Source organism: Pseudomonas sp. lyk4-R2A-10 (assembly GCF_030209075.1).
In the GTDB taxonomy this organism is placed as follows: domain Bacteria; phylum Pseudomonadota; class Gammaproteobacteria; order Pseudomonadales; family Pseudomonadaceae; genus Aquipseudomonas; species Aquipseudomonas glycinae.
Genome location: NZ_JARVSR010000006.1, coordinates 329,562 through 344,189, shown reverse-complemented (window position 1 = coordinate 344,189; position 14,628 = coordinate 329,562). Strand labels below are relative to the sequence as shown.

General features: G+C 61.5%; 10 protein-coding genes. 5 read left to right on the top strand and 5 right to left on the bottom strand.

Annotated features, from left to right (window positions below):
- Nucleotides 1-48: 48 nt before the first annotated feature.
- The 3 genes from zipA to QRN46_RS10950 form a co-directional block, all read right to left on the bottom strand.
- Nucleotides 49-915, bottom strand: coding sequence for a cell division protein ZipA (gene zipA, locus QRN46_RS10960; RefSeq protein WP_221615613.1), 867 nt, complete (start codon nt 913-915; stop codon nt 49-51).
- Between the two features lie 258 nt (nt 916-1,173).
- Nucleotides 1,174-4,662, bottom strand: coding sequence for a chromosome segregation protein SMC (smc, locus tag QRN46_RS10955; protein ID WP_285354662.1), 3,489 nt, complete (start codon nt 4,660-4,662; stop codon nt 1,174-1,176).
- A gap of 2 nt (nt 4,663-4,664) precedes the next feature.
- Nucleotides 4,665-5,324 (bottom strand): GntR family transcriptional regulator, encoded by a 660-nt coding sequence (locus QRN46_RS10950; RefSeq protein ID WP_011333269.1) that lies wholly within the window; start codon nt 5,322-5,324, stop codon nt 4,665-4,667.
- 266 nt (nt 5,325-5,590) lie between these two features.
- Between QRN46_RS10950 and xdhA the strand changes: the two genes are divergently transcribed.
- The 4 genes from xdhA to guaD all read left to right on the top strand — a co-directional run bounded on the left by xdhA (nt 5,591) and on the right by guaD (nt 11,734).
- Complete coding sequence (gene xdhA, locus QRN46_RS10945; protein ID WP_011333268.1) at nt 5,591-7,045, top strand: xanthine dehydrogenase small subunit; 1,455 nt, start codon at nt 5,591-5,593, stop codon at nt 7,043-7,045.
- Nucleotides 7,038-9,431 carry a xanthine dehydrogenase molybdopterin binding subunit gene (gene xdhB, locus QRN46_RS10940; protein WP_011333267.1) on the top strand — a complete coding sequence of 798 codons (2,394 nt, stop codon included), beginning with the start codon at nt 7,038-7,040 and terminating at the stop codon, nt 9,429-9,431. Before xdhA ends, xdhB begins: the two co-directional genes overlap by 8 nt.
- 127 nt (nt 9,432-9,558) lie before the next feature.
- Nucleotides 9,559-10,416: a xanthine dehydrogenase accessory protein XdhC gene (gene xdhC, locus QRN46_RS10935; RefSeq protein WP_285354661.1), complete on the top strand. Its 858-nt coding sequence runs from the start codon at nt 9,559-9,561 to the stop codon at nt 10,414-10,416.
- A gap of 13 nt (nt 10,417-10,429) precedes the next feature.
- Nucleotides 10,430-11,734, top strand: a complete 1,305-nt coding sequence (gene guaD / locus QRN46_RS10930; RefSeq protein WP_285354660.1) for a guanine deaminase — start codon at nt 10,430-10,432, stop codon at nt 11,732-11,734.
- A 186-nt stretch (nt 11,735-11,920) separates the two neighbouring features.
- Here the strand turns inward: guaD and QRN46_RS10925 are convergent, their stop codons facing one another.
- The gene (locus QRN46_RS10925; RefSeq protein ID WP_064378756.1) at nt 11,921-12,685 is read right to left on the bottom strand and encodes a GntR family transcriptional regulator; all 765 of its coding nucleotides are present in this window, start codon (nt 12,683-12,685) and stop codon (nt 11,921-11,923) included.
- A 224-nt stretch (nt 12,686-12,909) separates the two neighbouring features.
- Between QRN46_RS10925 and QRN46_RS10920 the strand changes: the two genes are divergently transcribed.
- Nucleotides 12,910-14,100, top strand: a complete 1,191-nt coding sequence (locus QRN46_RS10920; RefSeq protein WP_201817763.1) for a benzoate/H(+) symporter BenE family transporter — start codon at nt 12,910-12,912, stop codon at nt 14,098-14,100.
- Nucleotides 14,101-14,153: 53 nt separating this feature from the next.
- Here the strand turns inward: QRN46_RS10920 and QRN46_RS10915 are convergent, their stop codons facing one another.
- The gene (locus tag QRN46_RS10915; RefSeq protein ID WP_011333263.1) at nt 14,154-14,498 is read right to left on the bottom strand and encodes a YggL family protein; all 345 of its coding nucleotides are present in this window, start codon (nt 14,496-14,498) and stop codon (nt 14,154-14,156) included.
- Nucleotides 14,499-14,628 lie beyond the last annotated feature (130 nt).

Below are 14,628 nucleotides of genomic sequence, written 5' to 3'. Positions count from 1 at the left end.
TCAATCTATTTTGCCGATTGCCCCTTTATTGCGAGGCAACCTTTTCAATCAACGCTTCTGGGTCAGGGCGCGACGTTCGAATTCAACGATGCGCTGACGGTAGTGCTCGATGGTCTGCGCGGTCAGGACGCTGCGCTGGTCATCTTTCAATTCACCGTTCAGTTCCTGGGACAGCTTGCGGGCTGCCGCGACCATCACGTCGAAGGCCTGCTTCGGATGACGCGGGCCTGGCAGGCCGAGGAAGAAGCTCACCGCCGGGGTGCTGAAATGGTCGATGTCGTCCAGATCGAAGATGCCCGGCTTGACCGCGTTGGCCATGGAGAACAGCACTTCACCGTTGCCGGCCATGCTTTCGTGACGGTGGAAGATATCCATCTCGCCGAAACGCAGACCGCTTTCCAGAATGTTCTGCAGCAGTGCTGGGCCCTTGAAGCCGGCCGGATCGCGGCAGATCACGCTGATCACCAGCACTTCTTCGGCTTGCGGCTGATCTTTATCGGCAGCGGCAGGCGACGACTTGGCGGCAGGCTCGACGAAATCATCGTCGCGGCTGCTGAAACTCGGGCCGCCGTCCAGATCCAGATCGAGGTTCAGGTCGCCCTGGGCCGGACCGTTGCCGCCACGCTTGCCGCGCTTGGAACCGGATTCGCGAGGCTCGCGTGCTTCGCGGGCCGGCATGCTCACCGATGGCAAATCGTGTTCGTCCAGTTGCGGCTCTTTGTGGGTATCCAGCACGCGGGCCGGGCCCAACAGCTCGGCGCTGGTGTCCTCGTCCGGCAGGTTGGACAGACTTCGGTCAAGACGGAATTTCAGTTTTCCCTTGCCGCCGCGCATACGGCGCCAGCCATCGAAAAGAATACCGGCTATCACAATGATGCCGATGACGATCAGCCACTCGCGCAGACCGATTTCCATGTAATCCCGTGCCTCTATAAAAAATGCTGAAAAATAAGGGGTTTACACTGTGCAAACCGCTTTAAAACGTGGCGCCAACTCTATGTTCTGACAGGCGTTTTGCCCACGTATACGAAAAATTGACATTAAACTAGCACGACCAAAGACAACTTTACACCGTCTGTCTCATTGGCTTGCGCGATTATGTCGATTGGCCAGCAAGTCGAAGCCGGTAAATATGTCCTACAGACTACAAATACCTTTTCCGACAGCGCCGGCTCAGGCATCCACCATCGCCATCGCCTCCTCGACATCCACGGCTACCAGTCGCGAACAACCCGGCTCGTGCATCGTCACGCCCATCAACTGGTCAGCCATTTCCATGGCGATCTTGTTGTGGGTGATATAGATGAACTGCACGGTCTGCGACATCTCTTTGACCAATCGTGCGTAGCGTCCAACGTTAGCGTCATCCAGTGGTGCGTCAACTTCATCGAGCATGCAGAACGGCGCCGGATTCAATTTGAAGATCGCAAAAACCAGTGCCAGTGCCGTCAGGGCTTTCTCGCCGCCGGAGAGCAAATGGATGGTGCTGTTCTTCTTCCCGGGCGGTTGCGCCATGATCGTCACCCCTGTATCGAGTAGATCTTCGCCCGTCAGTTCCAAATACGCCCGCCCGCCACCGAAAACTTTCGGGAAAAGTGCCTGTAAACCGCCATTGATCTGATCAAAGGTATCTTTGAAACGGTTACGGGTTTCCTTGTCGATCTTGCGGATAACGTTTTCCAAGGTCTCCAGCGCCTCCACCAGATCGGCGTCCTGGGCATCCAGATAACGTTTACGCTCTGATTGTTGCTGGTATTCGTCGATCGCCGCGAGGTTGATCGCGCCCAGGCGCTGAATCCGCGCGGCGATGCGTTCAAGTTCTTCTTCGGCAGCCTTCTCGCGGGCCTCGGCAGTCAAGGTGCTGAGCACGCCGTGCAGATCGTAGCCGTCTTCCAGCAATTGATCCTGCAAGGCCTTGCGGCGCACGGTCAGGGCTTGCCATTCCATGCGTTGCTGTTCGAGCTGGCCACGGATCAATTGCGATTGCTGCTCGGCCTGGGTCCGGCGTTTTTCCGCGTCGCGCAGTTCGCGGTCGGCGTCTTCCAGGGCGATCTGCGCGGTCTTGAGTTCATCGTCGACGCTCATGCGCTTGTCGAGCAACTCTTCGAGTTTGAGGCGCAGTTCTTCCAGCGGCGCCTCGCCCTCCTCCAGATTCAGGCTGAGCTGTTCACGTTTTTCGGTGAGACGCTCGGCCTGCATTTCCAGACGCTCAAGGGCCTGGCGAGTCGAATCATGCTGGGCCCGCAGCGAGCCGAGGCGCACGGCCAATTGATGGGCGTGGTCCTTGTGCTGACGGGCTTCCTGACGCACCCGATCCAGCCGCTCGCGCAGGCTGTCACGTTGAGCCAGCAGCAATTCGCGCTGCTCGGTATCGAGGGCCATGGCGTCGAGGGCGTCCTGCAACTGGATCCGCGCTTCGCCGATGTTTTCGTGTTCCAGTTCGCGCTGCTCGGCGAGCTCGACCAGTTCTTCGTCGAGACGGGTGCGACGCAGGTTCAACTGCTCGGCCTTGGCCTTGCCGGCGGACAGCTGAGCTTTCAACTCGCCCTGCTGGCGGGCTTCGTCTTGCAGCAAGCGACGTAGATGTTCGCGACCGTTTTCCTGCTGACGCTGTTGCGCGCGCAGGGTTTGCAAACGAGTTTCCATGGCCTCGACCGTGGCTTCGCGCTCCTCGCGCTCCGCGTGCAACGATTCGATTTCCTGCCCGCGCGCAAGCATGCCGCTTTCGGCTTCGCTGGCGCGGCGTACCCGCAGGAAGTGCCGGCCGACCCAGTAACCGTCGCGGCTGATCAGACTCTGCCCGGCAGCCAGTTGGCCGCGCGAGGCGAGTGCCTGCTCAAGGCTGTCGACCGGTTTGACCTGAGCGAGCCAAGGCGACAAATCCACCTGTGCCTCGACCTTGTCCAGCAGGCTGCCGGCCACGCGCACGCCGTCATTGCCGGGGCTGAGCAACCGCAGATCGCCCTGCTCGAAACCGGACAGATCGAAGCCATCGAAATCATCCACCAGCACCGCTTGCAGGTCGGCGCCGAGCACGGTTTCCACCGCCAGCTCCCAACCGGCCTCGACCTTCAGGCCTTCGGCCAGACGCGGGCGCTCGGCGAGGTTGTGTTCCTTCAGCCACTCGGCAGTGCCGGTGCCCGGATCGAGCGCGGCCTGCTGCAAGGCTTCCAAAGATGCGAGGCGACCGTTGAGGCGCTGCAAATCCCCCTGCGCCTGTTGCTGCGCGGTCAGCGCCTGCTGCAATTCCTGGCGCAGTTGCTCAAGTTTTTCGACCTGGGCTGCTTCGCTGGTCTGCAAATCTTCAAGGGTGGCTTCGGACTCGGCGAGCTGCTCGCTGAGTTCCATGATCGCCGCATCTTCGGGATCGGCCGACAGCAGCGCCCGTTCTTCACTCAGGCGCTTTTGCCGATCGGCCAGACGCTCCATGCTGGTTTCCAGCTGCTGGATCCGCGACTGCTGCACTTCGGCCTGACGACGGGGTTCGGCGGCGGTCAGGTTGAAGGCATCCCACTGCTCCTGCCAGCCGTGCATGACGGTTTCGGAATCTTCAAGCGCCGCGGCGGCTTCTTCAGCGGCGGCGTTGGTGATTTCCTGCTCAGGGGTCAGTTGATCGAGTTCTTCGCCGAGGGTCAGCAGCAAGGTGCGGTCGTGGCCCAGGTGCGATTCGGTTTCCAGGCGTGCGCGTTCGGCTTCTTTCAGATCGTCCTGCAATTGGCGCAAGCGTTGCTGACCATGCTGGATGCTCTGCTCGACCCGGGCGATGTCGCCGCCGACCGAATAGAAGCGCCCCTGCACCAGATTGAAGCGCTCGGACAGGTCATGGTGACCGTCGCGCAGGCGTTCAATGGCGGCGTCGGCGTTACGTTGCTCGGCGACCAGCGCTTCGAAGCTGATTTCCTGGTTGCCGATGATCGATTCACGCTGGCTGACCTGATCGTTCAGATCCTGCCAGCGCAGGGCCGACAGTTGTGCCTTGAGCTGGCGTTCTTCGGCCTTGTATTCCTGATACTTCTTGGCGGCCTCGGCCTGCCGGTGCAGGCGTTCGAGCTGGCGCTCGAGCTCTTCACGCAGGTCGGTCAGACGGGCAAGATTTTCGTGAGTGCGGCGGATGCGGTTTTCGGTCTCGCGCCGGCGCTCCTTGTACTTGGAGATGCCGGCGGCTTCTTCGATGAAATTACGCAGGTCTTCGGGTTTGGACTCGATCAGCTTGGAGATCATCCCCTGCTCGATGATCGAGTAGCTGCGCGGCCCGAGGCCGGTGCCGAGGAAGATGTCGGTGATGTCGCGACGACGGCATTTGGCGCCATTGAGGTAATAAGTCGTCTGGCTGTCGCGGGTCACTTTGCGGCGGATCGAAATTTCCGCATACGCCGCCCACTCGCCCAGCAGCGTGCCGTCGGAGTTGTCGAACACCAGCTCGATGCTCGCCTGGCTCACCGGTTTGCGACTGGTCGAGCCGTTGAAGATGACGTCGGTCATCGACTCGCCGCGCAGGTTCTTGGCCGAGCTTTCGCCCATTACCCAGCGCACGGCGTCGATGATGTTCGACTTGCCGCAACCGTTCGGCCCGACGACCGCCGCCATGTTGCTGGGGAAGTTCACCGTGGTCGGATCGACGAAGGATTTGAACCCCGCCAGCTTGATGCACTTGAGCCGCAAGGTCAGGCAACCGTCAGGGCGGACACCACCAGATCGCAGCTGCGCTGGGCGTAAGCCGTCAGCACGATGCGGATCTGCGGCAGGTCACGGGCAAGGACGGCAGCGAGCAAGCGTTCGAACAGTTCGAGGAACTCGCTCATCTCGGCCTTGCGCTGCTCCAGCGCGAGGAAGTACGCACGGCTCATGGCCGGTTGCAGGTTCTCGACGGTTTCCTGCAGGTACGGGTTGTTGGCGAACGGATACGCGGCGCGCATCACGTTGAAGCTGTCGTCGACGAAGGTGCGGATGTCCTGACGCTCGTAGCTGGCGGTCAGGCGCTGCTGGATCTGCACGAACGGCGCCATGTCGGCCTGGGTCTGCCAGCCATTGGCCACGGCGTTGCCGAGCAGGATGTACAACTCGCTCATCAACGTGCACAGGCTCTGCACCTTGTGCGCCGTCAGTTCGGTGACGTGGGCGCCTCGGCGCGGCAGGATCGCGATCAGGTGACGGCGCTCGAGGATCAGCAAGGCTTCGCGGACAGAGCCGCGGCTGACGTTCAGCGCCAGCGTGACCTTTTGTTCCTGGATGCGCTCTCCCGGCTTCATTTCGCCGCGAATGATCCGTTCGGCGAGGTGGTGAGCGATTTGCTCGGCGAGGCTGTCCGGCGCCTTGAACGTCATGGTTGTCCTTCAAACTCTTCGATCTGCACAAGCGGCGCAGTGTAGCGCAATGCGCGGTCATGGCGGAGTGCCCGCACAGCGGTTTTTGGCACGAATCCCGCAAAAAAGCGCTTGATCCAATGAGGGTCAATACTGAAGAGACACGTGGTTGAGCGACAAAACGGTTTTTCCTGACCTTTAAGTCAGAAAACCATTGACCGAAAAGTCAGACCTGCTAAATTCGGCTCAAGTCGCTCAACAACAATAATGAGTCTGCGAGGCCTTCCGTGATCCAGTTTTTACTTAACCAGGAACTCCGTAGCGAGCACGCCCTGGACCCGAACCTGACTGTGCTCAACTACCTGCGCGAACACGTGGGTAAATCCGGCACCAAAGAAGGCTGCGCCAGCGGTGACTGCGGCGCGTGTACGGTGGTGGTCGGCGAGTTGCAGACGGATGACGATGGCCGCGAGCACATTCGCTATCGCAGCCTCAACTCGTGTCTGACGTTCGTTTCGTCGCTGCACGGCAAGCAATTGATCAGCGTCGAAGACCTCAAGCACAAGGGCGAACTGCACAGCGTGCAGAAAGCCATGGTCGAGTGCCACGGTTCGCAGTGCGGTTTCTGCACCCCCGGTTTCGTGATGTCGCTGTTCGCCCTGCAAAAGAACAGCGATGCACCGGATCAGGCCAAGGCCCACGAAGCGCTGGCCGGCAACCTCTGCCGCTGCACCGGCTACCGGCCGATCCTGGCCGCCGCTGAACAATCCTGCTGCGGCAAGCAACCGGACCAGTTCGACGCCCGTGAAGCCGAAACCATCGCCCGCCTCAAAGCCATTGCTCCGACGTCGATCGGCGAACTCAACAGCGGCGACAAACGCTGCCTGGTGCCGCTGACCGTGGCCGATCTGGCCGATCTCTACGACGCTTATCCACAGGCCCGCCTGCTGGCCGGCGGCACCGATCTGGCACTGGAAGTCACTCAGTTCCACCGCACGTTGCCGGTGATGATCTACGTCGGCAACGTCGCCGAAATGAAGCGCATCGAGCACTTCGATGACCGCATCGAAATCGGCGCCGCCACCGCCCTCTCCGACTGCTACGAAGCGCTGAACGCCGAGTACCCGGATTTCGGCGAACTGCTGCACCGCTTCGCCTCCCTGCAGATCCGCAACCAGGGCACTTTGGGCGGCAACATCGGCAACGCCTCGCCGATTGGTGACTCGCCACCGCTGCTGATCGCCCTCGGCGCGCAGATCGTGCTGTGCAAGGGCGAGACCCGCCGCACGCTGGCCCTCGAGGATTACTTCATCGATTACCGGGTCACCGCGCGTCAGGAAAGCGAGTTCATCGAGAAAATCATCGTGCCGCGCGCCACGACCGAGCAGCGCTTCCGCGCCTACAAAGTCTCCAAGCGTCTGGACGACGACATCTCTGCCGTCTGCGCCGCGTTCAACCTGCGGGTCGAGAACGGCGTGATCACCGACGCCCGCGTCGCCTTCGGTGGCATGGCTGCGATCCCGAAACGCGCCGCTCATTGCGAAGCCGTGCTGCTCGGCCAGCCGTTCAACAACGCTGTGGTCGAACGTGCCTGCACCGCGCTGGGCGAGGATTTCACCCCGCTCTCGGACTTCCGCGCCAGCAAGGAATACCGCCTGCTCAGCGCGCAGAACCTGCTGCGCAAATACTTCATCGAACTGCAAACACCGCACATCGAGACTCGGGTGACCGCTTATGTCTAATCATCACGGCGTAGAGAAAACGCAAGCTGAACTGGCTGAACTGTTCGCCAAAGACCTGACCACCGGCGTCGGCCGCAGCGTCAAGCACGACAGCGCCGCCAAGCATGTGTCCGGTGAAGCGCAGTACATCGATGACCGCCTGGAATTCCCCAACCAGTTGCACGTTTACGCGCGGCTGTCGGATCGCGCCCACGCGAAAATCATCAGCATCGACACCCAGCCTTGCTACGCCTTCGAAGGCGTACGCATCGCCATCACCCACGAAGACGTGCCGGGCCTGAAAGACATCGGCCCGTTGCTGCCGGGCGATCCGCTGCTGGCCATCGATGACGTGCAGTTTGTCGGTCAACCGGTGCTGGCCGTGGCCGCGAAAGACCTGGAAACCGCACGCAAGGCCGCCATGGCCGCGATCATCGAATACGAAGATCTGGAGCCAGTGCTGGACGTGGTCGAAGCCCTGCGCAAACGCCACTTCGTGCTCGACAGCCATACCCATCAACGCGGCGATTCAGCCAATGCGTTGGCCACGGCCGAGCATCGCATTCAAGGCACGCTACACATCGGCGGTCAGGAACACTTCTATCTGGAGACCCAGATCTCCTCGGTGATGCCAACCGAAGACGGCGGCATGATCGTCTACTGCTCGACCCAGAACCCCACCGAAGTGCAGAAACTGGTGGCCGAAGTCCTCGACGTTTCGATGAACAAGATCGTGGTCGACATGCGCCGCATGGGCGGTGGTTTCGGCGGCAAGGAAACCCAGGCCGCGAGCCCGGCGTGCCTGTGCGCAGTGATCGCGCACCTCACCGGCCAGCCGACCAAGATGCGCCTGCCGCGGGTCGAAGACATGCTGATGACCGGCAAGCGTCACCCGTTCTACGTCGAGTACGACGTCGGCTTCGACAGCACCGGCCGCCTGCACGGCATCGCCATGGATCTGGCCGGTAACTGCGGCTGCTCGCCTGACCTGTCGGCCTCGATCGTTGACCGGGCGATGTTCCACTCGGACAACTCGTACTACCTCGGAGATGCGACCATCAACGGTCACCGCTGCAAGACCAACACCGCGTCGAACACTGCGTACCGTGGTTTCGGCGGCCCGCAAGGGATGGTCGCGATCGAAGAAGTGATGGACGCCATCGCCCGTCACCTGAACCTCGATCCGCTGGCCGTGCGCAAGGCCAACTACTACGGCAAGACCGAGCGCAACGTCACCCATTACTACCAGACCGTCGAGCACAACATGCTCGAAGAGATGACCGCCGAACTGGAAGAAAGCAGCCAGTACGCCGAGCGCCGCGAAGCGATCCGTCGCTACAACGCCAACAGCCCGATCCTGAAAAAAGGCCTGGCGCTGACCCCGGTGAAATTCGGCATTTCCTTCACCGCCAGCTTCCTCAACCAGGCAGGTGCCTTGGTGCACGTCTACACCGACGGCAGCATTCACCTGAACCACGGCGGCACGGAAATGGGTCAGGGCCTGAACACCAAGGTTGCGCAGGTCGTGGCCGAAGTGTTCCAGGTGGAAATGGACCGCGTGCAGATCACCGCGACCAACACCGACAAGGTGCCAAACACCTCGCCGACCGCGGCCTCCAGCGGCGCCGACCTCAACGGCAAAGCGGCGCAGAACGCTGCCGAGACAATCAAGCAGCGGCTGGTCGAATTCGCCGCGCGGCACTACAAGGTCAGCGAAGAGGACGTGGAATTCCACAACGGCCACGTGCGCGTTCGTGACCATATCCTGACCTTCGAAGCGCTGATCCAGCTGGCGTATTTCAACCAGGTTTCGCTGTCGAGCACCGGGTTCTACAAGACCCCGAAAATCTACTACGACCGCAGCCAGGCCCGTGGCCGGCCGTTCTACTACTTCGCCTTCGGCGCGGCGTGCTGCGAAGTGATCGTCGACACCCTGACCGGCGAGTACAAGATGCTGCGTACCGACATCCTCCACGATGTCGGCGCCTCGCTGAACCCGGCCATCGACATCGGTCAGGTCGAGGGCGGTTTCGTTCAGGGCATGGGCTGGCTGACCATGGAAGAACTGGTGTGGAACAACAAGGGCAAGCTGATGACCAACGGCCCGGCCAGCTACAAGATCCCGGCCGTGGCGGACATGCCGCTGGACCTGCGGGTGAAGCTGGTGGAAAACCGCAAGAACCCGGAGGACACGGTGTTCCACTCCAAGGCTGTGGGTGAGCCGCCGTTCATGCTCGGCATCGCCGCGTGGTGCGCAATCAAGGATGCGGTGGCCAGTCTGGGCGACTACAAGCATCAGCCGAAGATCGACGCGCCGGCGACCCCGGAGCGGGTGTTGTGGGGTTGCGAGCAGATGCGTCAGCTCAAGGCGGTGAAAGCCGTAGAAGCTGAAACCGAGGTTGTTTGATGATCGCTCCCACGCTCTGCGTGGGAATGCAGCCCGCGACGCTCTGCGTCGCATCCTGAACAGCGGACGCGGAGCGTCCAGTGATGCATTCCCACGCAGAGCGTGGGAACGATCTGAGAGGTGAGATATGTACAACTGGATCGACGCCCTCGCCGACCTGCAGAACCAGGGCGAACCCTGCGTTCTGGTGACGATCATCGAAGAGCTCGGCTCGACGCCGCGCAATGCCGGCTCGAAAATGGTCGTCAGCGCCCGCCAGACGTTCGACACCATCGGTGGCGGGCACCTGGAATACAAAGCCATGCAGATCGCCCGCGAGATGCTCGCCAGCGGCAAGCAGGACACCCATCTGGAGCGCTTCAGCCTCGGCGCCAGTCTTGGCCAGTGCTGCGGCGGCGCCACGGTGCTGCTATTCGAACCGATGGGCCAGGTGCAGGCGCAGATCGCCGTGTTCGGCGCCGGTCATGTGGGTCGCGCGCTGGTACCCTTGCTCGCCAGCCTGCCCTGCCGGGTACGCTGGATCGATTCCCGGGAAGAGGAATTCCCCGAGCAGATTCCCCACGGCGTGCGCAAGATCGTCGCCGAGGACCCGGTGGATGAAATCGACGACCTGCCCGCCGGCAGCTACTGCATCGTCATGACCCACAACCATCAGCTGGATCTGGAACTCACCGCCGCGATCCTCAAGCGCAACGACTTCACCTGGTTTGGCCTGATCGGCTCGAAGACCAAACGGGCCAAGTTCGAACATCGCCTGCGTGACCGTGGCTTCGACGCCAGCGTCGTGCAACGCATGCGCTGCCCGATGGGCATCGGCGAAGTCAAAGGCAAGTTGCCTGTGGAAATCGCCATTTCCATCGCCGGCGAAATCATCGCCACCTATAACGCCAATTTCGGCCAGCACACCGCCAGTGCCGAACCGATTGCCAAACTGCTGCCGGTTTCGCGCCGCAGTCAGGCCGCCACACTCAAAGCCTCAAACTGATTAGAGAACCCTCATGCCTCTGACTCGCAAAGCCTACCGCGCCGCCATCCTGCACAGCATTGCCGACCCCGCCGAGGTCGGCATCGAAGCCTCCTACGAGTATTTCGAGGACGGCCTGCTGGTGGTCGATGACGGCAAGATCAGCGCCCTCGGCCACGCCAGTGAACTGCTGCCGACACTGCCGGCGGACATCGAGATCACCCATCACAAGGATGCGCTGATCACTCCGGGCTTCATCGACACCCACATCCACCTTCCGCAGACCGGCATGGTCGGCGCCTATGGTGAGCAACTGCTGGACTGGCTGAACACCTACACCTTCCCGTGCGAAAGCCAGTTCGCCGACAAGGCCCACGCCGATGAAGTGGCGGATATTTTCATCAAGGAACTGCTGCGCAACGGCACCACCACCGCGCTGGTGTTCGGCAGCGTGCACCCGCAGTCGGTGAACTCGTTCTTCGAAGCGGCCGAAAAGCTGGATCTGCGAATGATCGCCGGCAAGGTGATGATGGACCGCAACGCGCCGGACTACCTGACCGACACCCCGGAATCGAGCTACGTCGACAGCAAGGCGCTGATCGAGCGCTGGCACGGCAAGGGTCGTCTGCACTATGCGGTCACCCCGCGTTTCGCCCCAACCAGCACCCCGGAACAGCTGACGCTCGCCGGCCAGCTGCTCAGCGAATACCCGGATCTGTACATGCAGACCCACATCAGCGAAAACCTCAAGGAAGTCGAGTGGGTCAAGGCGCTGTTCCCGGAGCGCAAGGGCTATCTGGACGTCTACGATCACTACCAATTGCTCGGCGAGCGCTCGGTGTTCGCCCACGGCGTGCACCTGTGCGACGACGAGTGCGCGCGTCTGGCGGAGACCGGTTCGGCGGTCGCGTTCTGCCCGACCTCGAACTTCTTCCTCGGCAGCGGCCTGTTCAACCTGCCGATGGCCGAGAAGCACAAACTGAACGTCGGCCTCGGCACTGACGTCGGTGGCGGCACCAGTTTCTCGCTGCTGCAAACCCTGAACGAAGCCTACAAGGTGATGCAGCTGCAAGGTGCGCGCCTGAGCCCGTTCAAATCGCTGTACCTCGCTACCCTCGGCGGCGCGCGGGCGCTGCGTCTGGAAGACAGGATCGGCAACCTGCAACCGGGCTCCGACGCCGACTTCCTGGTGCTGGACTACAACGCCACGCCGCTGCTGAGCTACCGCTTGAAGCAGGCCAACAATATTGCCGAAACGTTGTTTGTGCTGATGACCCTGGGCGATGACCGCACTGTGGCCCAGACCTATGCGGCGGGTGGGCTGGTACACCAGCGCTAACTGATTGCTCGATCGTTCCCACGCTCTGCGTGGGAATGCCTCTGGGGACGCTCCGCGTCCAGTGACGCAGAGCGTCACGGGCTGCATTCCCACGCGGAGCGTGGGAACGATCATCACGATCAGACGGACAAAAAAATCCCCCGGTACTTTGCAGTCCGGGGGATTTTTGTTGCCTGTCGATTCGCCTCAGAGCTTGGCCGCAGGCCGCCCCGGCTTCTTGGTCTGCAACAGGTGCGAGAACACTGCATGCAGATCGTCGGACGCGCTTTCCTCGTCGAGGTTGAGCTTGCTGTCGATGTGGTCCATGTGATGCATCATCAGGTCCACTGCCAGCTCGCCGTTGCGCGCTTCGATGGCGTCGATCAACTGAGTGTGCTCGTCGTAGGAACAGTGCGAACGGTTGCCGCTTTCATATTGGGCGATGATCAGCGAGGTCTGCGAAACCAGGCTGCGCTGGAAACTGATCAACGGCGCGTTCTTCGCCGCTTCGGCCAGTTTCAGGTGGAATTCGCCGGAGAGACGGATGCCGGCGCCGCGATCGCCACGGGAGAAGCTGTCGCGTTCGTCGTTGACCATCTGGCGCAGTTCGGCGATCTGCTCGGCGGTGGCGTGTTGCACCGCCAGTTCAGTGATCGCGCGTTCCACCAGACGCCGGGCGAGGAACACCTGACGCGCTTCTTCGACGCTCGGGCTGGCGACGACCGCGCCACGGTTCGGCCGCAACAGCACCACGCCTTCATGGGCCAGACGCGACAGCGCACGGCGAATGATGGTCCGGCTGACCCCGAAAATTTCCCCCAGCGCTTCTTCGCTCAACTTGGTGCCGGGCGCCAGGCGTTGTTCGAGGATGGCCTCGAAGATATGCGCATAGACAATATCGTCCTGGGTTCCGCTGCGGCCGGCTTTGCCTGCTCGCGGTTGTTTCTTGAGGGGTTGCAACTGTTCGTTCATGGGCACTCGAGTCGGGAAGAACGGCGGCGAATTGACCGTGACTGTAATACGGCACAGTAGGTCGCTGGCAAGTATCGCGTAAAAAACAGCGCGATTGTACACAATGGAAGGTGGCAACACGACTGTACGGCTGTTTGCGGCTTCGGCTGTATTGCAACGCTCCGTTACGTTTGAGTTTAGGCTTAAACCCGAAATCCGTGGCTTGAACAAGGAACACCGCTGTCATGAACGAAATCACCCACACCCGACTGCGCCCGCTGGCGGACACATCGCCCTCCGCCATCGTCGCCGGGTTCATTGCGATGATGACCGGCTACACCAGTTCGCTGGTGCTGATGTTCCAGGCCGGACAGGCGGCGGGCCTGACCAGCGGGCAGATCTCGTCGTGGATCTGGGCGATTTCCATCGGCATGGCGGTCTGTTCAATCGGCCTGTCGTTGCGTTATCGCACGCCGATCACGATTGCCTGGTCAACGCCCGGCGCAGCGCTGTTGATCACCAGCCTTAGCGGCGTTACCTACGGCGAAGCCATCGGCGCCTACATCACCTGCGCGGTGCTGGTGACCATTTGCGGCCTGACCGGCAGCTTCGAACGGCTGGTGAAAAAGATCCCGGCCTCCCTCGCCGCCGCGCTGCTGGCGGGGATTCTGTTCAAGATCGGCAGCGAAATCTTCGTCGCCGCGCAACACCGCACCGGCCTGGTGCTGGGGATGTTCTTCACTTATCTCATCGTCAAACGCCTGTCGCCGCGTTATGCGGTGCTCGCCGCGCTGCTGATCGGCACCGCGCTGTCGGGTTTCATGGGGCTGCTGGACTTCAGCGGTTTTCATCTGGAAGTGGCGACACCGGTCTGGACCACGCCGCACTTTTCCCTGGCTGCGACCATCAGCATCGGCATCCCGCTGTTTGTCGTAGCGATGACCTCGCAAAACATGCCCGGCATCGCCGTGCTGCGGGCCGACGGCTACAACGTCCCGGCCTCGCCGCTGATCACCGCCACCGGCATCGCGTCCCTGCTGCTGGCGCCGTTCGGTTCCCACGGCATCAACCTCGCGGCCATCAGCGCGGCGATCTGCACCGGGCCGCATGCCCATGAGGATCGCAACAAACGCTACACCGCGGCGGTGTGGTGCGGGATTTTCTACGGGATTGCCGGGGTATTCGGCGCCACGCTGGCGGCGCTGTTTGCCGCGCTGCCCAAGGAGCTGGTGCTTTCGATTGCCGCGCTGGCGCTGTTCGGCTCGATCATCAACGGTTTGAGCATCGCCATGACCGAGGTGAAGGAACGGGAAGCGGCGCTGATCACCTTCATGGTCACGGCGTCGGGGCTGACGCTGTTTTCCATCGGTTCGGCGTTCTGGGGGATTGTCGCGGGGGTGCTGACCTTGCTGATCCTCAACTGGCGCAAGGCCTGATTAAAAAGCAGGCATAAAAAAACGGCGACCCTTGGGTCGCCGTTTTTTTAGTATCACTTGGCCGCGTTGATCGGCTTTTCCGGATACCAGACGTCCAGCAGCGGGCTGATTTCAGTGGTGGTCAGCTCGGAGCGGGTTTTCAGCCAGGCTTCAACAGCAGCGCGCTGCTCTTCGGAGACCGAGCCGCGCTTCTGCAGGCAAACCAGACCGAAGTCGTCGCCGCCGACATAGCCCAGACCATTGGCTTCCATGGCTTCTTTGATGAATGCTTCGAGGAAAGCGTCAATGGCTTCTTCGGACAGGTCTTCTTTGAAGCCCAGGTTCAGTTCGAAACCCAGCTCTTGAAATTCATCGACGCACAGTTTTTTGCGCAGACGCTGGGAACGGTTAGTCGCCATTGGAACAATCCTCTTAAGTAATAACGGCCGGCACTTTACCAGTTTAAGCCGGCGATTGCCCGACTCTCTGGGACGTGCGTGCGACCGCCTGTAAAAAAATAACGAATTGGCGCCCTTGCGAAAGGCCCAA